We start from the raw sequence: 23,918 nt of genomic DNA on the forward strand, positions 1-23,918 counted from the left end.
GCCCACACTGGTCGTAATCCAGCGGGCAAGCGACAAGCTACTAGGCGAAGTTGGAGGAATTTGCCAGACGCCCTCCTATGGCTGCGAACTACAAAGCACAAGATTTCGCTTCATCTACAGGACGAGACACTGCCACATGGAAGTGGTGTATGCCGGCGAGATGAACGTTATCCGCTGTCCCAGGCTTCACGCCGCCGCCTTTTTTGGCTAAACCGGGGTTGAGACGCAAATCAAAAGTCAGTTCAAGTCGTTTCGCCGCTTAGAGGAACAAGCCAGACCCAGGAAGTTTTGAAGCCTACCTATAATCGGAGGTGTGATGACGCAAAGTGCTCATATTTACATCGGCTTCGATAGCAAGGAAGTCGTTGCCTATCATGTTCTTTGCCAAAGTATTCTGGAAAAGAGCTCCATCCCGGTCTCGTTCACGCCGATATCTCTGAGCAACGTCGAGAGGATTTTTACGCGCGAGCGGAATCCTCTCCAATCTACCGAATTTTCCTTTTCGCGATTCCTCGTGCCTTATCTGAGCAACTACGAGGGTTGGTCGCTTTTCGTCGACTGCGACATGCTGATGCGAACTGATATCGCCCAGTTGTGGGAGCTGAGAGACGATCGCTACGCGGCGATGTGTGTAAAACACAACTACGTTCCGAAAGTCGAAACGAAGTTCCTGGGGCAAGTCCAAACCAAGTACGAAAAGAAGAACTGGTCGAGCGTCATCCTGTTCAACAACGCAAAGTGCCGAAAGCTGGATCTGGATTACGTCAATACCGCTACTGGGTTGGAGTTGCATCAGTTCAAATGGCTGGATTCCGACGACCTGATCGGCGAGCTGCCGGCGAACTGGAACTGGCTCGTCAACGAGTACGAATATTCGCCGGATGCAAAGCTTGTCCATTTCACAGATGGCGGGCCTTACTTCGATGAATACAAGAACGATGACTACGCCGAGGAATGGTTCGCTGCACGTGATCGCGTTCTTCATGTAATGCAGCGCTCGGCTTAATCGCGCGACACCATGAGCCATTTTCATCGGGGCGGTGGAGACGACCCGCCGCCTCGCGTGCCTTTGGCAAATGTGGCGTTGTAGCCAAACCCCACCTCGATAAGCGCCGAGACAGGCGAGTAATTTGCGATCTCGATGCCGCGTTCGACGGCTATGCTCCGAGCCATTACCAAGTGGTCGATAATCCACTTTTGGGCCGTGATGATTCCCGAATAGGCTCTATCGGTTGTTTCATAGTATCTGGGCTCATCGGCATTACTGATATCGATCCCCACGAACCCGATCGCGCGAGGCTTCCAAGCGACGGCAAATTGTGTAGCTGAAACGGCCACTGAGCCTGCCTGGAAGACACCGGCGGAGGGATTCTCAGAAAACCCTATCGCACCGTCCTCGCTCAACCTCACATGGGACAGCTTGCGCAGTTCCATGATGTCCCGGCGTGGCAGCCCATATGGCTTTCGCAGGTTATCGATCAATATGACCGTTTTGTCTCGCAACCATGCGCTGTCCAATTCACAGATCGCCCTTATGACGCTCACTGACAAGAGACACACGCATCCGGCCGGGACCCGCTTCATAAGATCGAAGTGTCTCCATACGAACCGCTCGTCTTCAATTGCAACCGCCAGGGGCTTTGCTATTACGGCGGGAAAAAGATGCACCGCGCCGTTCAAGAGAACGCAGGAAGACTCATCTGCGCGGGTGAGGTCGCATTGCGCGATCGAAGGACCGGAGCCGACGATAAGAACGCTCGATGATTTTGCCTGCAAAGCGCGTGAGTGGTTCGTGAGATGTCCCACCAACTTGCCCCGATACTGGATCATGCCATTTCGCTCTGCCGTCGCACGCTCGAGCTTGAGGCCGGGAAACCAGTCCTGCACATGTGCCTTGGAGCGTCCTAATAGCAGACGAACGGCGATCTTGATGCAAGAACGGGAAAAGGGGCGGTTTGAACGCATTGATTTCTCTATCGCAGGCGTTGAGCAGGCAAGTATGAGAACAGCGTGAGTATCAAAAAACTTCAGCGGCCTAGATCGCTCCACAACGGAATGCCGAGCTCTTCCGAAACCGGCGGATCCGCCGTGTAAATCGGGCGGCCTTGACTAATTAGCTTCGAAACGAGGACTTTATCCATCTGGACATGAAGTCGTGTCAAACCCGCTGAATTGTAGGCATGGCCGGCTGAGTTCGGGTTTATTCCAGTAATGATGACGGCGGGGGCTCCGTTATAAAGGGCAAAGAGAACCGCGTTCATTCCGTTTGAGCATTTGGAATCTGCATCCATCTCAAGGGAACGCAACTTAGCCACGCGGTCCAGCAACGCCATCCGCTCATACCGATCAACGATCTCCAGCCGGTCGTATTGATAATCGAACGCCCGCAAGCCTTCCTCCAGCCGCGCGCGGTCGTCCTTTCGCCAGAGAAATACATAGAGCGTTCCGGTGCGCTGCCCCTTTAGCACACGTCTGACTTCAACCGCATTCGGAGTGGTTCCTTCGACCTGGTTGAACATCATCATGGTTATGTCGGGCGCATCGACGCCCCACTTGCTGATGACTGATTGAGAGCCGTTCACGGTAATGATCCTGAAGCTCTCGTCCAATCCGGCCGGCTTATGGGACACGGGAGCGGACCCGACGACCACGACGGGACTATCGAATCGAAAGGGGGCAGCCGGCGGATCCGGACGCATTATGCGGTACTTCAGATTTCGGTATATGCGCTTGCGCGCATCGGAGATCGATGACCCCATTTATCCTCACCAGAAATCGGCACTTGGCAATGTAATGCTACTACACCTTCGTTTTTCTTAGAAACTTCGGCTTCAGCCGCCGTAAATATTCGTCAATGGATCGCAATACGTTTGTCAAAGAAATCAACTTGTCGACTTGCGCATCGGTCTGGCTCAGTCGCGATGACAAGACTTCAGCGATCGTCGAGGAGATTTCAGCAGCGGGCAATTCCGGGAAACGCGAAGCGAGCGATGTGTAACTGTTTGTCGTGATACCACCATGCATCGTCAGCTTGCCCACTCTTGCAAAGAGGCGCAAGAAGACCTGCTCGAAAGTCCAGTCATGAACAGCCACCACCCGCCACTTTTCGCTGCGCTTTGCCGAGAACCCTGCCAGAACGATCTCGGCCGGAAGGGCTTGGTCCACCAGCCACAGGGCGATGGCGAAGCCGCTTGTGGGGACTTTATCCTGCGGGTAAAAGTCAGCGCAGAAGCCCGTCAAATCCAAATGGCCGGTGGGCGTCCCCAGGTAATCCGAGCTAGTGTTCAATCTCTCGCTCGCCGCCAGGCGGATGTTCATGATACCTAGAAACGCTTGGGGCGCGAACAGCTTGACGACGTCAGCGACCTCTTGTCGGTAGACGATGTTGGCGCCTCTCGGCTGGGCGCGTGATATCAGCAGCGAGCGGCCGGCAAATTGTTCATCAAGAACCTTGTAGACCTTGTTGAAGAATACAAAGAGAGCCGTCCGCGGATATTCGGCCTGAAGTTCCTTAACGCTAACCTGGTCGCTGTTGGCGACGAGAATGATGTGTGAGAACGCGGAAAACAGTGCACGCCATTGCTCCGTTGTCGTCAACTTCTCCGTCGTTCCGGAAGCGGGAAAGTCCATTCACAACCCATCCCAACCTTAGCGTGCTTTCAGCGCGCCTTCTCGATATTTCCGAGGCTCGGATTCCAAGTTCGGCTCGCCCCATCTATAAAGGGTGATGTATTCCAAATCAAAGCAGGCACGCTTCATAAGTCGGGAAAATGCATGTTCAACGGCGCTGAAAGTTCCCCTTCCTTCTGCGCCGACTTAAGATGCGGCCAACAAATGAGCCACTCCATGTTTAGCAACCAAGGGGCGTAGATGTTTGGACTGAAGGCTAAACGGCATCTTACAAGAGAACTTGCTATCACGCCTCCGGCAGCAGAGTTGAACCGACACGGCATTGCGATTGTCGCCTGCGTGAAAAATGAAGCTAGCTACATCGAGGAGTGGGTGCGTTTTCACCAAGCTGTCGGCGTTCGACATTTTCATGTCTACGAAGACGGCTCGACTGATGGCACGCTCGATGTGCTTCAGCGGACGCTGAAGCCCGAGCAACTGACCGTCGTCCCTTGGAAATTGCGCATGCGGGACGAGGAAAGTGGTGAGTTTTTGAACGGGCAGACGATTGCCTTCGCACATGCGATTCTAAACTTTGGCGGCAGATATGATCGGATGGCGTTTATCGACGTCGATGAATTCTTGCTTCCCAAGAAAGGTCGGACGTTGGAGGAAGCCCTACGAGGAGCGGGTGGGTTTCCGAACATCTCCTTGCCTTGGCACATGTTCGGCCATGGCGGTCACATCTCGCGACCGGCAGGGCCTGTATGCCTCAATTACAAAATGCGGGTCGCTGATCCGATGCAGCAGAACCTCGACGCAAGTAATTTCAAGTGCATTGTCGATCCGGTCGAGGTCACGAAAGTGGGCGTGCATCACTTCCAAACACGTCCCTACGGCGACAGAACCGCAAATGATGCGGGGAAAGTGGTACCAAAGAAGAAGCGGAAGGCTGCCGAATTTTACTCTGCGGAGTTCGTACAGCTCAACCACTATTACGCGAAGTCGATCGAGGAGCTGAAGGAAAAGACAGACAGAGGCTGGTCTTTCGACGGATCTGCAGAGAAATACCGCAACAAGGTCGCTACCACCATCAAGTATATTGAATCCAACGTCGTCGAAGACCGCAGCATGCTCGAATTCATCGACCAAAATGGGATTGACCTCGGTCAGTGATTTGAGCCGCGCGCAACGAAGTAAGCGTCAGATCGGAGTTCAGGCTTGCAAGATAAAGCGATGACAACGTCGAACACGACCTGCGTATGGGCGGTGGCGGAAAGCAAGGCGGGAACGCTTACGCAGTGCCTTGGCGTTGGAAAAGAGTTTCACCGGGAACCCGTGGTCAAATTGATCAGTCGGGCCCGCGGTCTGAGGAAGCTGTTCGAACCCAGACTCTTTCGCAAAAAGGAACAGCGTCCCGAGTTGGTAATCTCCTGCGGTTTTCGGGCTGAGCCGGCAGTTCTTGATATTAAGGCGGCCTATGGCGGCAAACCTCTGACTGTGCACCTCCAACGTCCGCGCATCGAAGGATATGATCTCGTTTTCGTCTCTCGTCACGATTGGGTCGACGAATTGAACGAGCGACCGAACTATCATTCAATGGTCGGAGTACCGCATCAGATTACCTGGGCGCGATTGGCGCCTCTCAGGGATGCCGCGCGCAGACGACTCTCGCCGGACGGACGCCCAATAGCCGCCGTCTTCGTAGGCGGCTCGAATGGCGCATATGTATACGACGACAGAACCCACCAGAATATAAAAAGCGCCATCGAACAATTGGAGAAAGAGGGTTGGCGCATCGTTGTGTCGGTCTCGCGCAGATCTGAAGACCACACGCAGCAGGCCCTGTCGGCACTCAACAGCGAAAACATCGCCGTGTGGGACAGGCGAAGCGAGAACCCATATCTCGACTACATGGCCGCCGCCGACGCGTTCTTGATCGCGAAGGACTCGATCACAATGCCCTGTGAGGCTCTGGCGACGGGCAAGCCGGTCTTTACACTTGACTTAAGTCCCGTTGTAGGCCCGCGGCTGGACAAGTTCGAGCGCTATCACCGGGACCTGCATGAGACACTGCGGCTAACGCGGCCGTTCGAAGGAAAGCTCGAATCCTACAGCTACGAGCCTCTCGACGAAACGCGCCGGATCGCCTCGGTAATCCGTTCGCAGCTCAACCGCCCGTAGGACGGTGCTGCAAAGTGCTACAGTGTCCTTTGTGCGTCCGAAAGGAGCCGCACGCTTATTCGCGCCAGTGCTCGGCCACCCAAGGCGTCGGACGAATATAGTGTCGGAGATATTGCAGCGCGCCCTTGTTCTTTCGTTGTTTCGTATCGAAGATGCCCGCTATGTGTTTGAACGCCGTCTTGCGGGGACCCTTGGTTCCATATCGCCCCTCGATCGCATGCTGTGGATGCAGGCCTCGCGGGAAAATAACGACACGTGCATCGCTCGGCAGACGTGGGGCAAGAAAGTAGTTGAGTGGGAATGGCCAACGGCAGTCCTGGCGAAAATGGAGAACCCATTTTCGTGGGAAGAATGTTATGCCCCCGGGGGCGTTGCGGCTTACGAAACGCTGCTCGTAACGGTACTCGTCGGCTACACCCTGTGGATCTGATCGAAATTTTTCCTGCAGCGGCACGAGCTTCCCAACGGGAAAGCGGAAGAGCGACGTTTGCCCGAGGCGCTCAAAGGGCGTCGTTTGATTTCTCGCCATGACGATGTCATCCGCCTTGCCAATGTCAAAAAATGCGTCGAGCGAGGAAACGATCACGAGATCCAGATCGAGAAAAAGAACTGGACCTCTCAGCTTTCCCAGCGTTGCCCCCCAGAGTCGGGCCTTTGGCCAGATGCCTCTGGTATTTGTAGGCATGTTCTCCACGTCGAGCGGTGGCAAGTCTTCGCAGAGTATTTCGGGGCGCAAACCCGCGCGGTTGTCGGTAAAGCAAGTGAAGGTGAATGGCGGCGTAATGTTGCGAGCCACCATCGCGTAAAGCCTGTTTATGAATGGGGCTCCATACTTCGTTCCCCAATTGATGCAGATCACTTGCTTAACGCCGCCGCTGGCTGCCAAAACATTCGTGGTCATTTTGCTCCATTCCTCGCCTGCTGCGCATTTCTGCAGAACCGGTTCTTCGCGTGCTCTTTCAACGAGGCCGAAGCGGCCGCAGTGGGTGTGTACGAGCGACTTGCATGACGTAATTACTTGCCAGCGGCGCCCCCGCCAAGTCTGAGTGTTGTCGTTCAACTGAGCATTCGCCGTCACAGCATGCGCGAGATAGAGATAAGCACCCCGATCACTGTTGCCACCGCCCAACAGCGCCTGCGGTGCTGCCCGGCTTGGCCTGAAGCCAGGACTCATTACGCGGGTGGGGAACGAGCATCTGGGGCGCTTCATCCGGGACCAGCGCCTGGCGCGTGGCTTCGCATCAATAGACATACCCGACGGCTGACTGACAGCGGAGAGATCGGCTCGCCGTCGCTGCCGCAATACGAGCGCGTTGCCATATCGCATTGTCATATGATGCGAAGTCAAACATCATGCCGGACGGTTGAATTCGCAAAACACAACATGCCTGCGCCATGTCCCGGATCCTGATCATTGTCGGACTTGTTATCGTCGCGGTCGGTATTCTCTGGCCGTGGCTGACGCGCATTGGCCTGGGCCGGCTGCCCGGCGATATTCTGATCCAGCGAGAGAACTTTACGGTTTATATTCCCATCACAACCGGGCTGCTTTTCAGCATTGTGCTTTCGGCGATCCTCTGGTTCCTCAATCGCTAGGGGACAGAGCGACTGACGCCGAACGGGCCGACGCTCCCTCGCTCGATGGCTGGCGACGCGGTTCTGAGTCAGGCCATCGCCCTGGCATTGCGGCGGACGGTCTGGGGCGGCTGCCCCAGGACCCGGAGAAAGGCCCGGCGCATTCGCTCCCGGTCGGCAAAGCCGGCCTCGCGAGCGATCACATCCATGGAATGACGCCCTTCTTCCATCATGACGCGTGCAGCCTCGACACGGAGATGCTCGACGGCCTTTGCCGGCGACTGGCCCGTTTCCGCACGAAATGCGCGGCTGAACTGACGCGGGCTGAGGCGGGCGGCATCGGCGAGCTCCTCCACCGACAGCGTGTTCCGCAGATTCCGCCGGGCATGGCTGAGCGCGCTCTGGATCCGATCCGACTTCGGATCGAGTTCGAGCAGCGTCGAAAATTGCGACTGGCCCCCGGCCCTTCGATGATAGACGACCAGTTTCCGCGCGACGGCGCGCGCCACGTCCTGACCGTGATCCTTCTCGACCATGGCGAGCGCAAGGTCGATGCCCGCGGTCATTCCCGCCGAGGTCCAGACCGGCCCGTCTATCAGGTAGATCCGGTCTTCCTCCACCTTCAGATCCGGGAAGCGATTTTGCAGGTCGCGGGCGAAGTACCAGTGGGTGGTTACCCGTCGTCCCTTGAGAACGCCCGCATCCGCGAGGACGAAGGCGCCGGTGCAGGGCGCGGCGATACGGCGCGCCGTTTCCATCGAATGCTGGACCAAGGCCACAAGGCCGGGCGACGAAGGCTCGATCTCGGTTCCGGCACCGAAAACGACCGTGTCGAACGTCGCATCGCCGAATGCCTCTGTGTCGACGCTGAAGCCCGCCGACGAGCGCATCGGTCCGCCTTTCTCCGAAAGCAATGTGATCGCGTAAGCGGGTGTGCCAAGATGGATGTTCGTCACCTCGAACACCGTCAGGACGGACAGGCTCATGACCTGAAATCCGGGAAAGACCACGAAACCGAGACGATGCATCGGGATTCTCCTGCATGTCCTAAAAGGTGGTGTATACGATGTTCAGGACTTGACCGGAAGAGCCTGTACGATGCGAACAGACGCACGCCCGGCTAATTGCCTGCCCGGCAACGGTTTAGCCGGATGCCGCTCGAATTCAGCGACCAAACGCGAGCAGTGGTCACCGACGCCATCATCGCTCGACCAGCGCCTTGAGCCGCGCCAGGGCCTCGTCCCATTGGGCGGAAACTCTGTCGAGATACGACCGTGCCTCGGCTACCAGCTCGGGGCGGTAGCCGAACTGGCTTTCGCGGCCGACGCGGACACTTGCCACAAGACCGGCGCGTTCCAGCACGTGTAGGTGTTTGGTCACTGCCTGCCGCGTCAGCTTCGTGTCGGCCGAAAGCGTGGCGATCGACCGCGTTTGGCCATCGCTGAGCTTCGTGAGAAGCGAAAGGCGCGTCGGGTCGCCGAGCGCGGCGAAGACCTCGGCGGGGCCGGGATCGCCAAGCTCAGGCTTCGACATAGGCCTTGATGTTTCCCGCCTGAATCTCCCAGCCGCCTTCATTGCCGCGCAACGCTTCCATGCGGCGATCCTCCGGCAGCGTCTCGAAACCGGACTCGACGATGGTCAGGCGCGTGCCCTTCGCCGTGGGTTCGAGGCGGAATTCCACGAGCGTGGTGGGTGACGTCGAGAGATCGGCGTCGGGATTCTCCGCATGCGGCCATCGGAAGGAAAACAGTGTCGGCGCCTCCATCCGCTCCGTCACCGACCTCCACTTTGTGCCCTCATGACCGGGATAGGTCATTTCGCCGGTTGTTTCCTTTCCGACGGCGAAGGGCCCGTCGAGCCTTACCCGGAACCATTCGCCGAATGCCGTGTGGTCCGTGAGCGCATGCCAAACCTTTTCGACTGGCGCGTCCATTTCGATACTCTTTTGAATGCGATCCGTCATGATGCAACCTCCAGGTTGCCAGTATCTTCGCAGGTCGATACGAAAAAGGCAACCAAAAGGTTGCCTTTTTCGTATCGACCTGTCTGGCGGCCGTTGTGCTCAGTCGGCTGTTTCGTCCGGCCGCACCGTCAGCCGGTTCTCGACGCTCGTGACGCCGATGACCGAGGCGGCGGCCTCTCCGGCGCAGGCAATGTCTGCCTCTTCGGCGACATTGCCGGAAAGCACGACCATGCCGCCAAGCGCCATGACGGAAATCCCGCTCGTGTCCACGAAGGTTGCGTAGCGAATGAAGCGCAGTACCTTCTCGGCCAGATCGTCATCCGTCAGATGCGGATCGTCGTCGCGATGCGAATAGAAGGACTTATCTGTCGCCATCAGCGTTTTCCCGTGGTCTTTCGGAACGCTTGCGCCGGCGGAATGTTCCGCCTGCAATATCTCTCGGAGCCGGCGCCGCGGCCTGTCCCGGAATGCGCCCTTGAGAGTGTGCCCTCACGAATGCGCCCTTGCCTCGATCGATCGAACGGGTCTATGCCTCTAGCACCCACCCAAGGCTCACCATGTCCGATATTTTCTTGAATGTTCTCCCGATCTTCGTTCTGATTCTGACCGGCTGGCTGGTCGTGAAGCTCGGTTATCTGAAACCGGCCGTCGGCGATGCGCTCGGCGACTTCGTCTTTCGCGTCGCGGTGCCGGTTCTTTTGTTCCGCACGATCGCCGAGGCCGATTTCAAGGAGGGATCGCCCTGGCCGCTCTGGGTTGCCTATTTTTCCGGGGTCGCCGTAACCTGGACGGTCGGCCATCTGGCGGCGACCTTTGCCTTCGGCCGCGATGCGCGCATGGGAGTGCTCGCGGGTGTGTCGTCGGCCTTCGCCAACACCGTGTTCATAGGGCTGCCCCTGGTGTCGCGCGTGGTCGGCGAGGATGGGGTCGTGGCGTTGTCGATCCTGCTCTCCGTCCATCTGCCCGTCATGATGATCGCCGGCACGGTGTTGATGGAGCGCGCGGACCGGAAAACGAGCGGCAGGCCGGGGCAAAGCCCCTTGAAGCTGCTTGCCGGCGTTGCGCGCAATCTCGTTCGCAATCCCTTGGTGATCGGTCTCGCCTTTGGCGCACTCTTTCACCTCCTGGAGCAGCCGCTTGGCGGACCGGCGAAGGTCGTCGTCGACCAGCTCGCCGGCACGGCGGCGCCAGCCGCGCTCGTGTCGATCGGCATGGCGCTCGACAAATATGGTCTGGCCGGAAATACCGGCCTTGCGGCCGTCACCAGCACGCTGAAGCTGCTTGTGCTGCCGGGGGTCGTCTTTGGCGCCTGTCATCTGCTGGGGCTCAACGAGAGCTGGACGGCCGCGCTCGTTCTGACCTCCTCCGTGCCGACCGGTGTCAATGCCTGGCTGATCGCCAATCATTTCAACGTCGGTCATGCGCTCGCCTCGTCGACGATCACGTTGACGACGGCGCTGGGCGTGCTGAGCGTTTCGGCCTGGGCCTATCTGCTGATGTGACCCGGAAAAGAAAAAGCCCGGCCAAAGGCCGGGCTTCCAAAATCAGATCTCTCGTCTGGCGACTTGGAGCAATTCCGTAACGGCTTTCCGCCCCGAACTGCGTCGTTTCAGAGAGTTAGTTCGCCGGTGCGGGTGCCGGGGCCTGACCTTCCTGAGCGGTCTGACCTTCCGCGGGCTTTGCTTCGCTGGAGCCGGAATCGCCGGCTGCTGCCGGGTCCGGAAGCGGTGCAGGGCTATCGGCCTGTTCGCGCAGCCAGGCGATCAGGTTGGCGCGCTCGTCGCCTTTCTTGAGACCGGCAAAGCCCATGGCCGTACCCGGGACATGTTTCTTCGGTGCTTCGAGGAAGAAGCTCAGGTGGTCATAGTCCCATACGACCTTGCCGCCTTCGGCAAAGGTCTGCATGCCGGCGGAATAGCTGAAGCCCTCATGCGATGCGACCGGGCGGTTGATCACGCCCCAGAGATTCGGGCCGACCTTGTTCGCTCCGCCCTTCTCAATGGTGTGACAGCTCGCGCATTTCTTGAACACGGCTTCGCCGGCAGAAGCATCGGCCTTGGCAAGCAGCGCTGCGATCGGTTCGGACTGCGCTTCTTCGCCGCCCGCACCACCAGCTTCCGTCGCGGTTTCCTCCGCGACGATGGCGAAGCCTTCCTTTTCGGGAGCTTCGGAATGGAAAATGCCTTCCGATGCAATGGATACAGACATCAGAACGAAGACCGTACCCAGCAAGGCACCCACGCCCATGTTCACATATGAATTCATCTGCAAACGCTCCCTTTGCCACCGGCGTCAACAAAAACCCGGCCCATCTTGAAATCGCGCGGAACCTATGTCTTTTGGCTCTGCGTTGCAACAGAGATTATGGCCCCTGAAGTGAGACTTTTTGACACTTTCAGCGGGGTTTTTTAAGGCTAGACGATGAATCGCGGAAATTCTGCCAAAGCTCTCGTGCTCATTCCTGCGCGGATGGCGTCCACACGCCTGCCCGGCAAGCCTCTCGCCGACATTTGCGGCTTGCCGATGATAGTGCAGGTGGCCAAGCGGGCGGCCGAAGCGGACGTCGGGCGAATCGTCGTCGCCGTTGACCACCGCGACGTGTTCGAAGCGGTCAGCGATGCCGGTTTCGAGGCGATCATGACGCGGGTCGACCATCAGTCCGGCTCGGACCGTATTCATGAAGCCCTGCTGAAGGCGGACCCCGACGGGAATGCCGAGATTCTGATCAACGTTCAGGGCGACCTGCCGACGATCGAGCCCGGCCCGATCCGCGCGGCGCTCAAGCCGCTCGAAAACGCCGCGACCGATATCGCGACGCTCACCGTCGAGATCATCGATGAGCATGAAAAGACCAATCCCAATGTCGTGAAGGTTGTCGGCTCGCCGATTTCCGAGAGCCGTCTGCGCGCCCTCTATTTCACCCGCGCGACCGCACCGCACGGCCCCGGGCCGCTCTACCATCACATCGGCCTCTACGCCTATCGGCGCAAGGCGCTTGAAACCTTCGTGTCGCTGAAACCTTCGGTCCTCGAAAAGCGCGAGTCGCTCGAACAATTGCGGGCGCTGGAGGCAGGGATGCGCATCGACGTCGAGGTCGTCAACTCGGTCCCCCTCGGTGTCGACACGCCGGAAGATCTCGAAAAGGCCCGCCGCATTCTCTCCGTCAAAGCCTGAGAAGGAATTCGAAAAGTGACCGTCAAGACCAACAGGATTTCCTTCCAGGGCGACTTCGGTGCCAATTCCGATATGGCTTGCCGCGACATGTTCCCATCGATGGAACCGCTGCCGTGCCAGACCTTCGAGGATGCCTTCGTGGCGGTGGAGAACGGCGACGCCGATCTCGCCATGATCCCGATCGAAAACACCATCGCCGGGCGTGTCGCCGACATCCATCACCTGCTGCCGGAATCGCGCCTGCACATCGTTGGCGAATATTTCATGCCGATTCGCTTTCAATTGATGGTGCTGCCCGGCGTCTCCCGCGAAGAGATCCGTACGGTGCACAGCCATATCCATGCCCTTGGCCAGTGCCGCAAGATCGTTCGCGCCAACGGCTGGAAGCCGGTGGTCGCGGGTGACACGGCAGGTGCGGCAAAGCTGGTAGCGGAAACCGGCGACCGCTCCATGGCGGCCCTGGCTCCGCGCCTCGCCGCCGACCTCTACGGACTCGACATCATCGCCGAGAACGTCGAGGACACCGACAGCAACGTCACACGATTCGTCGTGCTTTCGCGGGAAGAGCAGCGGATCGCGCGGACCTCGGACGATGAACTGATCATCACCACCTTCGTTTTCAACGTGCGCAATATTCCAGCCGCGCTCTACAAGGCGATGGGCGGCTTTGCCACCAACGGCATCAACATGACGAAGCTCGAGAGCTATCAGCTCGGCGGCAAGTTCGTCGCCACCCAGTTCTACGCCGATATCGAGGGCCACCCGGACGACACGCCCGTCCGTCATGCGATGGACGAGCTGCGCTTTTTCTCGGAGAAGGTGCGCATCCTCGGCACCTACCGGGCGCATCCGATGCGCGGCGTACTCTAAGCGGACCACCGCGCCGTCAGGCGATTTCGGAGCGTCGAGCTGGCTCGATGCCTGCCCCCTTGAATTGTCATGATCCGGACTGCGCCAGGATTTTGGCAATCGAGGGCCCGCGGACGGAAAGATGGCGAAATTTCGTTAACTGGCTACGCGTCTGGTGCATGCCTAATTTGCAATCATGGAACTACTTAAATCTTAGGCAAATGCCTATTTGACCTTCATCAAAATATGGAGTGTCAAAGATGAAGATCCGCCAGAAGATCATGGAATACGCAAAGATGCGCCGCGCTGTCCGCGAGCTGAACGCTCTCGACGATCATGTGCTGAGCGACATCGGTATTTCCCGTTCTCAGATTCACGCTGCCGTTTACGGCCGCTAATACAAATGCCGCGCGCCAAGGCAGGCGGGCGGCGCTCTGGATGTTTCCTTAAATCGGAACCGATTTCAGGATGGAAACATGCAGCATTCAAAGCGACTTTGTGCGTCTGAAAGGACGCACGGCGCTGCAAGTCTTCCACACCCCGCCGGCCTCCCACGCGGGGTGTGAGTGTTTTCATACCTCAGAAACCGCCGTGCCCTTCCGGGCTTGTCATTCGTCGTTAAGCCAGACACCGGCGATTTCCGTCCGGATCGAGGGTGACGAAGCAGTAGTCGCATCCGCGCCCGCGATTCAGCTCCGTTCCGGCCAGGCAAGCCAGTCGCGCATCAACTGATGGGCGATGGCGCCCTTGGGCGGCGGAATGTGCTCGTCGCCGGTGTCGGCCACGCCAGTCGTGCGTTCGAGCATCGCTTCGGTCTCCGCCCGCGTGAACCAGCGGACGTCTTCGAGTTCCTGTTCGTCGCGCTTGATCACGGTCGATTTCGCTTCGGCGTAGCAGCCGATCATCAGCGAATGCGGCAACGGCCAGGGCTGCGAGGCATGATAGCGCACCCGGCCGATGCGGATGCCGGACTCCTCTCGCGTTTCGCGGCGCACGGCGTTCTCGATCGTCTCGCCCGGCTCGACGAAGCCCGCGAGGCAGGAATACATACCCGGCACGAAATGCGGGCTGCGGCCAAGCAGGCAGAGATCGCGCTCGAGATCGATCGCCAGCATGATGACGACAGGATCGGTGCGGGGAAAGACCATGTGGTTGCAAGCCGTGCACACGCGCCGGTAACCGCCCGCCGCGCCGTCCATCGGCCCGCCGCAGCGGCCGCAAAAGCGGTTGTTGGCGTTCCACACGATCAGGCTCGATCCCTGTGCGAACTGGCCGAGCAATTCTTCAGGCAGCATCTGCTGCCGGTAGAGCGTGCGCGCGTCGGCAATCTTGAACGGCCCGGGCAGCGTTTCCTCGGTCAGCCCTGACGGCACGGCCAGCCGCGGCTCGCCATTCGGCAGGTATCCGAGCAGGATCGCCTCGTCGAGCGCCGGCTCCAGACCTTCGAGTTCATAGGGTGCGAAGAGCGGATCGATGATCTTCTCGTCGTGCTTGACGATCAGCTTCGCGCCGGAAAAGGCGAGGAAATGCGCGCCCGGATGCCTCGACGCCACCTCGACGCAATCGTCTGGGCGGTGCTCGGATTGCCGGTCCAGGTGGTTTTCCGCAAAGGCGACGAGGGTGCTCGGCTCCGGATGCGGGCTTCGAAGGTCAAAAATTGTTTTCGTCATCTTCAGAGATTTTCCAGAATGCGTGCTGCGAATGCCTGATGCTCGTCCGCCGGCCACGGCTCGGCCTTGCCGAAGCCCCACACCGGCCCTGGCCAGTTCGGATCGCCTTCCCGGCGGGCTATGATATGCACATGAAGCTGCCGGACGATATTGCCGAGCGCGCCGATATTGATCTTGTCGGCGCCTGTGACCTTTTTCAGCGCGGCTGCCACCATGTTGGTCTCGAAGGTCAGCATCGTCTGGTCGAGCGGCGTCAGCTCGAAAGTCTCTGAAATGTCGGAGCGCTGGGGAATGAGGATCAGCCACGGCCAACGGCGGTCATTCATCAGCCGCAATTGGCAAAGACCGATCGAGGCGATCGGTATGCCGTCGCGCTGAAGTCGCTCGTCGAGAGGAAAGGTCGTCAACAGAATATCCTCGGCTGGAGCGGGATGAGGAAAGTGTGTTCGGTTTTCCGCCCGCATCCCGCGTCAACTCTTTAGAACCAAGCACGTTTATGATTTTGGGCCGTTTTCGACCCAGAATCATCGTGATCCAGGGCGCGGATTCGCCCTTGTTTTGCATATCGATACCAGTTTTTTGAAGGCTTGGCTTGCATTTGCTTTCGATATTGCCGATATGAAAGTCGGGAGGTTGGTGGTGGACGAGCCACTCGCCAACCGGGTCAGGTCCGGAAGGAAGCAGCCCTAACGAGCCCCGGCACGGGTCATCGTGCCAGCCTCCCACCTTATCTTCGTGTCTCCGTCCTGTCGGGACAAGAGTTCGAGCAGCGGCAGGGTCGATGAGCGACGAAACGTCTTTTTCATCCGAACAAAAGCCAGCCGCCTACCGTGTTCTGGCGCGTAAATATCGGCCCAAGGACTTTTCCGATTTAATGGTCGGGCAGGAGCCGATGGTGCGTACGCTCACCAACGCTTTCGAGACCGGCCGGATCGCACAGGCCTATATGCTGACGGGTGTCCGCGGCGTCGGCAAAACGACGACCGCCCGGATCCTGGCGCGCGCGCTCAACTACAAGACCGCCGAGATCGACAAGCCGACGATTGATCTGCGCGTGCCGGGCGAGCATTGCCAGGCGATCATGGACGGCCGCCATGTCGACGTGATCGAGATGGACGCCGCGTCGCACACAGGCATCGACGATATCCGCGAGATCATCGAGCAGGTGCGCTACCGCCCGGTTTCCGCCCGCTATAAGGTCTATATCATCGACGAAGTGCACATGCTCTCGACGCAGGCCTTCAATGGCCTGTTGAAGACGCTCGAGGAGCCGCCGGAGCATGTGAAGTTCATCTTCGCGACCACCGAAATCCGTAAGGTTCCGATTACTGTTCTGTCGCGCTGCCAGCGCTTCGACCTGCGCCGCATCGGGGCGTCGGACCTCGTCGGTCTCTTCTCCACGATCCTGGCCAAGGAAGGCGTGCCTTTCGATCCCGAGGCGCTGGCCATGGTCGCGCGTGCGGCCGAAGGCTCGGCACGCGACGGCCTTTCCCTGCTGGACCAGGCGATCGCCCACGGCGGAGGCTCGGTGGAGCTTGAAACCGTGCGTTCCATGCTCGGACTTGCCGACCGTGCCCGCATCGTCGATCTTTTCGAGCATATCGTCAAAGGCGACGTGACGGCGGCGCTTCAGGAGTTCGCTGCGCAATACGAGGCGGGCGCCAATCCGACTGTCGTGCTTACCGACCTTGCCGACTTCACCCATCTCGTTACGCGGATGAAATATGTTCCCGACGCAGCCAGTGACCAGTCGCTGAGCGAGATCGAGCGCGTGCGCGGCGCCGAATTCGCGGGGAACGTCGCGGTGACCGCACTTTCGCGCATCTGGCAGATGCTTTTGAAGGGCATCCCGGAGGCGGAAAGCTCGTCGCGCCCGGCGGGTGCCGCGGAAATGGTGCTGATCAGGCTCGCCCATGCTGCCCATCTGCCGTCGCCGGAAGACGCTGCACGCCGGCTGCTTGAGCTTTCGGACGGCGAGGGAGCCGGCGATCGCCCCATGCCACGCAGCAATGGCGGCGGAAATCAGGCCCAGGCAGGCCTCTCCACGCAGGCGCGTTCCGTTGAGGCAGCGCCCGTTCACCGATCGTCGGGCAATGGCGCCACCATGCTGCGTGCCGTGCCGGATGCAGCGCCTCAGCCGATGAGTGTCGGCCGCATCGAGGAGCGGCCTGCGCCGGTGAGCGCCGCAAAGCCGCAGCCGAAGGTTCCGGTCAACTCCATCAGCGACATCGCCGATCTCTGCGGGAAGAACAGGGACATCAAGCTGAAGACGCTGGTGCGCGGTTTCCTGAGGCTCGTCCATATCGAGCCCGGCCGACTCGACGTCAACGTGCCGGACGACGCGCCGAAAACGCTGCTCGGCGAGCTCGCCGTCAAGCTCAAGGAATGGACCGGCATTCATTGGGTCGTCAGCTACAGCCGCGAGACGGGCGAGCCGACATTGATCGAGGCGGAGCAGCGCGCGCAGGAGCAGCGGGTCAACGACGCCCGCCAGGACCCGGATGTCGCGGCAATTCTCGCGCGCTTTCCGGGCGCCAGGATCACCGACGTGCGCATCCGCGCGGCGGAACAGGAAATCGAAAGTGTCGCTCCGGCAGCGGCCGAATCGGAAGACGGCGATATCGTCCCGGGCGACGACATCGAATAATCCACTACAGCGCCGTGCCTCTTTTCAGACGCACAAAGGTCGCTGTAGCACTTTGAAATCGCTGCATGTTTTGAGTCGGCTCCGATTCTAGGACACGCAGTAGCTTCTTGGAAGAGAATACGAAGGACAGGAGACGACGATGCGCGACATCATGGGCATGATGGGCAAGGTCAAGGAAATGCAGGCCAAGATGGAGAAGCTGCAGGCGGAGATCGCCGCGCTCGAAATCGACGGGACATCCGGCGGTGGCCTCGTTACCGTCCGTCTCGATGGTAAGGGCCATATGAAGAGCCTGAAGATCGATCCTTCCCTCTTCAAGGAAGACGATGTCGAGATCCTCGAGGATCTGATCGTCGCCGCGCACAAGGATGCCAAGGACAAGGCCGAGGCCGTACAGGCGGAAAAGACCCGCGAATTGACCGCTGGCCTGCCGATTCCGCCCGGCATGAAGCTGCCCTTCTGATTAAGCGGCTCTTCTAAGTATGCGGCTACGGTACTCCGCCGAGCGGGTGGTGGCACAAGCAAAAAGCGTGCTACCTTGCCGGCCCACAGCGCCGCCCGCCCTAATCAGGCGCGCAAGGAACATTGTAACACTTTGAATTGCTGCATGTGTCCTTGAATCGGCTGCGATTTAGGGAATGCAGGAGGGAGGAACAGGCCGTGAGTCTTGCGTCACTGCTCGTCTTTGCGGGAGCGTTGCTGATTGCAGCCGGATCACCGGGGCCGAGCATCGCGGCGCTTGTCGCCCGTGTGCTTTCCAAGGGGGCGCGCGACGTGCTTCCCTTCCTCGCCGCCATGTGGATTGGCGAGGCGATCTGGCTTTCCTTCGCCGTTGCCGGCCTTGCGGCGATCGCCGAGACCTTCCACTGGATGTTCGTCGCAATCAAATGGGCGGGTGTGGCCTATCTTCTGTTCCTCGCCTGGAAGATGTGGTCGGCTGAGCCGGAACTGCCGGGCGACAACCTGCCGGAAACCCGGTCGGCGTCGAAGCTCTTCTTCGCCGGCCTCACAGTCACGCTTGGCAATCCCAAGATCATGATGTTCTACGTGGCGCTGCTGCCGTCGATCATCGATCTCGGTTCGGTCACTTTCCTCGGCTGGACGGAACTGGTGGCGACAATGTTCGTCGTGCTCGTCGCGATCGATCTCGGCTGGGTGGTGATGGCCGCCAAGGCGCGCCAGTTCCTGAGAAGCCGCCGTGCTGTCCGGATCGCCAACCGCGCCAGCGCCGGCACGATGGCCGGCGCTGCGGTCGCAATCGCCGTGCGCTGATCGGCGTCAAATCGATTCCGTTCGCCAATGAATTGAGCTAAAAGCCCGGCATGGCAAAGCGAGTCACCGGCCCCGAAATCGAAAAACTCATCCAGCTTCTGGCGAAAGTGCCGGGCCTCGGCCCCCGTTCCGCCCGCCGGGCGGCGCTGCACCTCGTCAAGAAGAAGGAGCAACTGCTCGGACCGCTGGCCGAAGCGATGGGCGAGGCGCATCGCAAGGTCCGCATCTGCTCCTGCTGCGGCAATGTCGACACGATCGATCCCTGCACGGTCTGCACCGACGAGCGGCGCGACCAGTCGGTTATCATCGTCGTCGAGGATGTCGCCGACCTCTGGGCGCTGGAGCGCGCAGGAGCGATGAATGCCGCCTATCACGTGCTCGGCGGCACGCTCTCGCCGCTGGACGGCATCGGACCGGACGACCTCAACATCAAGGGCCTGGTGGATCGTGTGGCGAAGGGCGGCGTGCGCGAGCTGATCATCGCCGTCAATGCGACGGTCGAGGGGCAGACGACGGCCCACTACATCACCGACCAGCTCGAAGGCATGGATTTGAAGATCACCCGTCTTGCCCACGGCGTTCCCGTCGGCGGCGAGCTCGACTATCTTGACGAGGGAACGTTGACGGCCGCCTTGCGGGCGCGCACCACAATCTGACGCTGCGCGCCTCGTGCGCGACACCTCATTTCAGGAAGCCAGATGCTGAAACTCCTTTCTGCCTTGATCCTTTCCCTGACCTCCTTTGCCGGTATTTCCTTCGCGGCTTCGAAAGCCGACGTGGAGGGGCAGTTCCGGCAATGGCTGCAGAACGACCTCTGGCCCGAGGCGCAGAAATCCGGCATCTCGGTGACATCCTTCAAGGCGGCCTTTGCCGATGTGACGCTCAATTGGGATCTGCCCGATCTTGCGCCTCCCGGTTTCCCGAAGGCGAAGGAGCGCAAGCAGAGCCAGGCGGAGTTTTCGTCGCCGGGCTCCTACTTTTCGGAGAAGCGACTGCAGGGATTGGCGGCGACCGGCCGAAGCCTCGCCTCCACCCACGCCTCGACCTTGAAGCGCATCGAACGCACATACGGCGTCCCCGGGCCGATCGTGCTGGCCATCTGGGGTCGGGAATCCGGCTTCGGGCGGGCGAAGATCCCGCATCCGATCATGGACGTCCTGGCGACCAAGGCCTTCATGTCGACGCGGCCCGAGCTTTTTCGGCGCGAACTGATTGCCGCGCTGCACATTCTCGAAAGCGGCGACGTCCGGGAGACGCAGATGCGCGGCTCCTGGGCCGGCGCCATGGGCCAGCCGCAATTCCTGCCGTCGAGCTTCCTGAAATATGCCGTGGATTTCGACGGCGACGGACGCCGCGACATCTGGAATTCGGTGCCGGACAGCCTGGCTTCGATCGCCAACTACCTTTCGAAGAAGGGCTGGCAGGGCGGTCGTGACTGGGGCTTTGAAGTCCTGATCCCCGAGGGCGTTTCCTGCGCCCAGGAAGGGCCGGACCTGGCGCGCCCGATCACCGACTGGGCCGGCATGGGCATCGCCCGCATCTCCGGCAAGGCTTTTCCGCCGGCGGAGCGTTCGGCGTCTGGCATGATGCTGGTGCCGGCCGGGATCCATGGACCGCAATTCATCGTCACGCCGAATTTCTACGTGATCAAGGAATACAACAATTCCGATCTCTACGCGCTGTTCATCGGCAACCTGGCCGATCGCATCGCTTCCGGCGGTGGCGCCTTTCGGGGAGAGTGGGGTGCTGTCGGAAACATGCTGCGTTCCGACGTGCTGGCGATGCAGAAGGCGCTCGTCTCCAAGGGCTACGACGTCGGCAAGGTGGATGGCCTGCCCGGCTACAAGACGCGTCGGTCGCTCGGCGACTGGCAGGCGAAGAACGGCCTCTCCGCCACCTGTTTCCCGGCCGCCTCGCTGAAATCGCAGCTGCGGTGACCATCGAGTCTGAAAACCTGACCCTTTGTAGGCGGCTATCGAACTTCGGCTAATTTTGTGCGGTTCCAACCTTTAGTGGGGGCTTCTTACGTATACGATGACTTTTGGCAGCCGATCACCGTATTCACGAATAAGGCTCAGCCGAATAGCTTCTACGCCCCACGGGTCGTCAACTAATCCTTCTTCGTCGATCACTGCAGACTCCACAACAAGCGCCTCGGCCACAACGAAAGTCTCTGGGTCTGCGTAGATGCCCCTGGACACTTTAAAGCTCGGACAATCGGTCATTCGGCTCAGCTCTCCAGTGATTTGACGTTCGCGGTGCAGATCAAGGTCGACCTAGCACGAGGGCTGTCACGTTTCCACCTTTGCGACTTTGTTCGTCACCTTGATGTGGGACCGCTTTGGGGCCACCGTAAATTGCGAGTGCTATCGGCGAAAGGCAGCTCACGGTAGAAACCGATATTCGGCTCCGGTTCTCCGTCAATGCATTTCGACCGGCCGCTTGTAGCGCTCATAGTGTTCCGGAACGATCGTCTGCCGTTCGATCATCCGATGGACGCGCGGCGGGGCGGTGCCCCGGTGCAGCGCCGTCAGCTTGTCGCCGACCGCCGCGTCGGCCTGCGTGCGCCGCTGGTTGTGGCGGACATATTCGACCCAGGTCGGCACGTGATAGGTCTCGGTCCAGGTCGTCGGGTTTTCGAGGTCGCGCATCAGCGCCCAGTGCCCCGCGCCGTCGCGGATGCGGATGCGCCGGCGTTCCGCCATGGTCGTCAGGAATTCGGGAATGTCAGGTTCGTGGATCTCGTAGTCGATCATGACGACGATCGGGCCGCTGCGCGGCTTGAGATCGAGTTCGAGCGGCGGCTCGTTGAAACGGTTGAGCGGGTCGAGGTTCAGCGACCTGAATTCCGGCAGGGCGAAACGTAAGCCGACGGCCGCTCCGGCAAGCATGAGGAGACAGGAGCCGATGAGCGCGTTGGCGGCGCCGTATTGCTCGGCGGCAACGCCCCAGAGCCAACTGCCGCCGGCAATCCCGCCGAAGGTCATGGTCTGGTAGAGGGAAAGTGCCCGCCCGACCACCCAGCGCGGAGTCGAGAGCTGAACCGTGGTGTTGAACAGCGACAGCGCCAGCACCCAGCAGGCCCCGGAGACGGTGAGGCCGAGCGAGGTCAGCCACGCCTCAGTGCTGATCGCCGTAACCGCCGCGCTTACGGCAAAGCCGGCGAAGGCGTAGCGCACGATCGCTTCGCTTGACAGGTGTTCGCGAAGCCTGGCGCTGAGGAGCGCGCCGCCGATCGCGCCGAGCCCGAATGCACCCAGCATGATGCCGTAGGTGAGCGGACCGCCGCCGACCAGATCGCGGGCGACAAGCGGCAGCAGGGCAAGGATGGCGCTTGCCGACAGGCCGAAAACGAATCCGCGCAGCAGGACCTTGCCGATGTTGGGCGACATCGCGACGTAGCGAAGCCCGGCCGAAACCGCCCGGCCGAGTGTTTCTCGCGGCAAGGGGTTTTCCGGAATGTCCCGTTTCCAGCGGGCAACGGCGAAGAGGATCGCGAAATAGCTGAGTGTGTTGGCCGCGAAGGCTGCGGCGGCACCTGCGGCTGCAACGATCGCGCCGCCGATCGCCGGACCGACGCTGCGGGTAATGTTAAAGCCCATGCTGTTCAGCGCCACCGCCGCCGGCAGGTCATCGCGCGGCACCATGTCGCCGACCGAAGCCTGCCAGGATGGATTGTTGAGCGCCGTGCCGCAGCCGATCAGGAAAGTGAAGAGCAGAAGGAGCCACGGCGTGATCAGGCCGAAATAGGCGCAGACCGTCAGCACGGCCGAGACGCTGAGCATGAAACCCTGTGCGATGAGCATGATCCGCCGCCGGTCGAAATTGTCGGCAAGCGCACCGGAAACCAGCGAGAAAAGCATGATCGGCAGCGCAGTGGAGGCCTGCACCAGCGCCACCATATTCACCGATTGCGAGATGGAGGTCATCAGCCAGGCAGCGCCCACCGCCTGGATCAGGCCGCCGAAATTGGAAGCAAGACTGGCGATCCAGATGATCCGGAACGTGTCGTGTTTGAAGGGGGCCAGGGGCGACATGCGGTTCGTCACCTCGTCTTCTCTTTCGTTTGACCAAAGCGTAGCGAAGCGGATGCTTCCTTATAGACTGCGAAATGTGGCGTGCCAGCCGCTGAAATTTACAATCGGACGGGAAAGCGACCCCGCTCTCGGCCGCCGTCCCCGGGCCGCGGCCACAAGCCTTGCAATTTGCGGCGATGAAGCGTATATGAGCCTCAAATTCTTGATCGGTTAGATGAAGAGTGGGCCCGACAGGACCCGCTCTTTTTTATTAGCCGGTCCGATGAGGAGACGATCGTTTGTCCGATAAGACAACGGCTGAAAACGCAAATGAACCGCGGTTGATCACCGAAACCGGTCTCGATCAGCGTGTTGCAGACATCATCGAGCCCGTGCTCGTGCAGATGGGCTTCCGCCTCGTGCGCGTCCGCATGTCCGGCCAGAACGGCTTGACGCTGCAGATCATGGCGGAGCGCAACGACGGCACCATGACCGTCGAGGATTGCGAAGAGGTTTCCAAAGCCATTTCGCCTGTTCTCGATGTGGAAGATCCGATCGACAAGGCGTATCATCTGGAAGTGTCGTCGCCGGGCATCGACCGCCCGATGGTGCGCAAGTCCGATTTCTTCCGCTGGCAGGGCCACCTGATGAAATGTGAGACTTCGGTGATGGTCGACGGTCGCAAGCGGTTTCGCGGCAAGATCGTGTCGGTGGACGAGGACGGCTTCCGTCTCGAGCGGGACCAGCCCGCCTATGGCGAGGAAGCGGTTGTCGCAATCCCGTTCACGGCGCTTTCGGATGCCCGCCTGATCCTGACCGACGACCTGATCCGCGATGCGCTGACGGCCGACAAGAAGGCGAAGGCGGCGCGCGCCGCCAACGAGAATTTCGAAGACGAAGATTCACCTATCGAATAAGGCAGGGCGCGCTTCAAGGCCCTGCAACCAGACGGAGACAAG

At 60.0% G+C, this 23,918-nt stretch carries 26 protein-coding genes and 1 other RNA gene; 15 read left to right on the top strand and 12 right to left on the bottom strand.

The annotated features are described in order from the left end of the window. Positions 1–316 precede the first annotated feature (316 nt). Positions 317–1,006, top strand: coding sequence for a glycosyltransferase (locus tag QN224_RS00690; RefSeq protein WP_173511303.1), 690 nt, complete (start codon positions 317–319; stop codon positions 1,004–1,006). A gap of 23 nt (positions 1,007–1,029) precedes the next feature. Here QN224_RS00690 and QN224_RS00695 read toward each other — a convergent pair whose 3' ends face one another. The 3 genes from QN224_RS00695 to QN224_RS00705 form a co-directional block, all read right to left on the bottom strand. Beyond that, a complete protein-coding gene (locus tag QN224_RS00695; protein ID WP_173511302.1) occupies positions 1,030–1,965 on the bottom strand; it encodes a glycosyl transferase in 936 nt (311 codons plus the stop codon). Between the two features lie 62 nt (positions 1,966–2,027). Beyond that, positions 2,028–2,759: a membrane-anchored protein gene (locus tag QN224_RS00700; protein WP_283975170.1), complete on the bottom strand. Its 732-nt coding sequence runs from the start codon at positions 2,757–2,759 to the stop codon at positions 2,028–2,030. A 40-nt stretch (positions 2,760–2,799) separates the two neighbouring features. After that, entirely contained in the window at positions 2,800–3,630 is an 831-nt protein-coding gene (locus QN224_RS00705) for a 3-deoxy-manno-octulosonate cytidylyltransferase (protein WP_173511300.1), read from the bottom strand. Between the two features lie 240 nt (positions 3,631–3,870). Between QN224_RS00705 and QN224_RS00710 the strand changes: the two genes are divergently transcribed. Both QN224_RS00710 and QN224_RS00715 read left to right on the top strand, forming a co-directional pair. After that, positions 3,871–4,785, top strand: coding sequence for a glycosyltransferase family 92 protein (locus tag QN224_RS00710; RefSeq protein WP_283975171.1), 915 nt, complete (start codon positions 3,871–3,873; stop codon positions 4,783–4,785). A gap of 60 nt (positions 4,786–4,845) precedes the next feature. Next, positions 4,846–5,793: a mitochondrial fission ELM1 family protein gene (locus QN224_RS00715; protein ID WP_283975172.1), complete on the top strand. Its 948-nt coding sequence runs from the start codon at positions 4,846–4,848 to the stop codon at positions 5,791–5,793. A 55-nt stretch (positions 5,794–5,848) separates the two neighbouring features. On the opposite strand, the gene QN224_RS00720 is transcribed toward QN224_RS00715, so the two are convergent. Next, the gene (locus QN224_RS00720; RefSeq protein ID WP_283975173.1) at positions 5,849–6,694 is read right to left on the bottom strand and encodes a glycosyl transferase; all 846 of its coding nucleotides are present in this window, start codon (positions 6,692–6,694) and stop codon (positions 5,849–5,851) included. A gap of 494 nt (positions 6,695–7,188) precedes the next feature. Between QN224_RS00720 and QN224_RS00725 the strand changes: the two genes are divergently transcribed. Beyond that, the gene (locus tag QN224_RS00725) at positions 7,189–7,389 is read left to right on the top strand and encodes a DUF2905 domain-containing protein (RefSeq protein WP_283975174.1); all 201 of its coding nucleotides are present in this window, start codon (positions 7,189–7,191) and stop codon (positions 7,387–7,389) included. 68 nt (positions 7,390–7,457) lie between these two features. On the opposite strand, the gene QN224_RS00730 is transcribed toward QN224_RS00725, so the two are convergent. The 4 genes from QN224_RS00730 to QN224_RS00745 all read right to left on the bottom strand — a co-directional run bounded on the left by QN224_RS00730 (position 7,458) and on the right by QN224_RS00745 (position 9,706). Further along, complete coding sequence (locus QN224_RS00730; protein WP_283975175.1) at positions 7,458–8,396, bottom strand: GlxA family transcriptional regulator; 939 nt, start codon at positions 8,394–8,396, stop codon at positions 7,458–7,460. 172 nt (positions 8,397–8,568) lie between these two features. Beyond that, positions 8,569–8,901 carry a helix-turn-helix transcriptional regulator gene (locus tag QN224_RS00735; RefSeq protein WP_269279496.1) on the bottom strand — a complete coding sequence of 111 codons (333 nt, stop codon included), beginning with the start codon at positions 8,899–8,901 and terminating at the stop codon, positions 8,569–8,571. Then, positions 8,888–9,331: an SRPBCC family protein gene (locus QN224_RS00740; RefSeq protein ID WP_283975176.1), complete on the bottom strand. Its 444-nt coding sequence runs from the start codon at positions 9,329–9,331 to the stop codon at positions 8,888–8,890. The genes QN224_RS00735 and QN224_RS00740 overlap by 14 nt, the downstream gene beginning before the upstream one ends. Before the next feature lie 99 nt (positions 9,332–9,430). Continuing rightward, a complete protein-coding gene (locus tag QN224_RS00745; protein WP_283975177.1) occupies positions 9,431–9,706 on the bottom strand; it encodes a BON domain-containing protein in 276 nt (91 codons plus the stop codon). A 182-nt stretch (positions 9,707–9,888) separates the two neighbouring features. On the opposite strand from QN224_RS00745, the gene QN224_RS00750 reads away from it, so the two are divergent. Then, positions 9,889–10,833: an AEC family transporter gene (locus QN224_RS00750; RefSeq protein WP_283975178.1), complete on the top strand. Its 945-nt coding sequence runs from the start codon at positions 9,889–9,891 to the stop codon at positions 10,831–10,833. Between the two features lie 115 nt (positions 10,834–10,948). On the opposite strand, the gene QN224_RS00755 is transcribed toward QN224_RS00750, so the two are convergent. After that, positions 10,949–11,596: a cytochrome c family protein gene (locus QN224_RS00755; RefSeq protein WP_269279487.1), complete on the bottom strand. Its 648-nt coding sequence runs from the start codon at positions 11,594–11,596 to the stop codon at positions 10,949–10,951. 156 nt (positions 11,597–11,752) lie between these two features. On the opposite strand from QN224_RS00755, the gene QN224_RS00760 reads away from it, so the two are divergent. The 3 genes from QN224_RS00760 (at position 11,753) to QN224_RS00770 (ending at position 13,752) form a co-directional block, all read left to right on the top strand. Next, the gene (locus tag QN224_RS00760) at positions 11,753–12,505 is read left to right on the top strand and encodes a 3-deoxy-manno-octulosonate cytidylyltransferase (RefSeq protein WP_283975179.1); all 753 of its coding nucleotides are present in this window, start codon (positions 11,753–11,755) and stop codon (positions 12,503–12,505) included. 15 nt (positions 12,506–12,520) lie between these two features. Further along, positions 12,521–13,375 carry a prephenate dehydratase gene (locus QN224_RS00765; RefSeq protein ID WP_173511288.1) on the top strand — a complete coding sequence of 285 codons (855 nt, stop codon included), beginning with the start codon at positions 12,521–12,523 and terminating at the stop codon, positions 13,373–13,375. 239 nt (positions 13,376–13,614) lie between these two features. After that, complete coding sequence (locus QN224_RS00770) at positions 13,615–13,752, top strand: DUF1127 domain-containing protein (RefSeq protein ID WP_173511287.1); 138 nt, start codon at positions 13,615–13,617, stop codon at positions 13,750–13,752. Between the two features lie 291 nt (positions 13,753–14,043). Here the strand turns inward: QN224_RS00770 and nudC are convergent, their stop codons facing one another. Continuing rightward, positions 14,044–15,024 (bottom strand): NAD(+) diphosphatase, encoded by a 981-nt coding sequence (nudC, locus tag QN224_RS00775; RefSeq protein WP_283975180.1) that lies wholly within the window; start codon positions 15,022–15,024, stop codon positions 14,044–14,046. A gap of 2 nt (positions 15,025–15,026) precedes the next feature. After that, complete coding sequence (locus tag QN224_RS00780; protein ID WP_283975181.1) at positions 15,027–15,488, bottom strand: HIT family protein; 462 nt, start codon at positions 15,486–15,488, stop codon at positions 15,027–15,029. A gap of 164 nt (positions 15,489–15,652) precedes the next feature. On the opposite strand from QN224_RS00780, the gene ffs reads away from it, so the two are divergent. The 6 genes from ffs to QN224_RS00810 all read left to right on the top strand — a co-directional run bounded on the left by ffs (position 15,653) and on the right by QN224_RS00810 (position 20,880). Further along, positions 15,653–15,750, top strand: an RNA gene (ffs, locus tag QN224_RS00785) — signal recognition particle sRNA small type. Between the two features lie 55 nt (positions 15,751–15,805). Beyond that, positions 15,806–17,671 (top strand): DNA polymerase III subunit gamma/tau, encoded by a 1,866-nt coding sequence (locus QN224_RS00790; protein WP_283975182.1) that lies wholly within the window; start codon positions 15,806–15,808, stop codon positions 17,669–17,671. 139 nt (positions 17,672–17,810) lie between these two features. Further along, complete coding sequence (locus tag QN224_RS00795; protein ID WP_173511283.1) at positions 17,811–18,134, top strand: YbaB/EbfC family nucleoid-associated protein; 324 nt, start codon at positions 17,811–17,813, stop codon at positions 18,132–18,134. A gap of 197 nt (positions 18,135–18,331) precedes the next feature. Further along, positions 18,332–18,943, top strand: a complete 612-nt coding sequence (locus QN224_RS00800) for a LysE family translocator (protein WP_269279467.1) — start codon at positions 18,332–18,334, stop codon at positions 18,941–18,943. 50 nt (positions 18,944–18,993) lie between these two features. After that, complete coding sequence (gene recR / locus QN224_RS00805; protein WP_283975183.1) at positions 18,994–19,599, top strand: recombination mediator RecR; 606 nt, start codon at positions 18,994–18,996, stop codon at positions 19,597–19,599. Positions 19,600–19,641: 42 nt separating this feature from the next. After that, positions 19,642–20,880 carry a lytic murein transglycosylase gene (locus tag QN224_RS00810; RefSeq protein WP_283975184.1) on the top strand — a complete coding sequence of 413 codons (1,239 nt, stop codon included), beginning with the start codon at positions 19,642–19,644 and terminating at the stop codon, positions 20,878–20,880. Between the two features lie 483 nt (positions 20,881–21,363). Here the strand turns inward: QN224_RS00810 and QN224_RS00815 are convergent, their stop codons facing one another. Next, positions 21,364–22,980 carry an MFS transporter gene (locus tag QN224_RS00815; protein ID WP_283975185.1) on the bottom strand — a complete coding sequence of 539 codons (1,617 nt, stop codon included), beginning with the start codon at positions 22,978–22,980 and terminating at the stop codon, positions 21,364–21,366. Positions 22,981–23,258: 278 nt separating this feature from the next. On the opposite strand from QN224_RS00815, the gene rimP reads away from it, so the two are divergent. Further along, positions 23,259–23,876, top strand: coding sequence for a ribosome maturation factor RimP (rimP, locus tag QN224_RS00820; protein ID WP_283975186.1), 618 nt, complete (start codon positions 23,259–23,261; stop codon positions 23,874–23,876). Positions 23,877–23,918: the final 42 nt, after the last annotated feature.

It is taken from the genome of Sinorhizobium sp. 7-81 (assembly GCF_030124405.1).
Taxonomy (GTDB): domain Bacteria; phylum Pseudomonadota; class Alphaproteobacteria; order Rhizobiales; family Rhizobiaceae; genus Sinorhizobium; species Sinorhizobium psoraleae.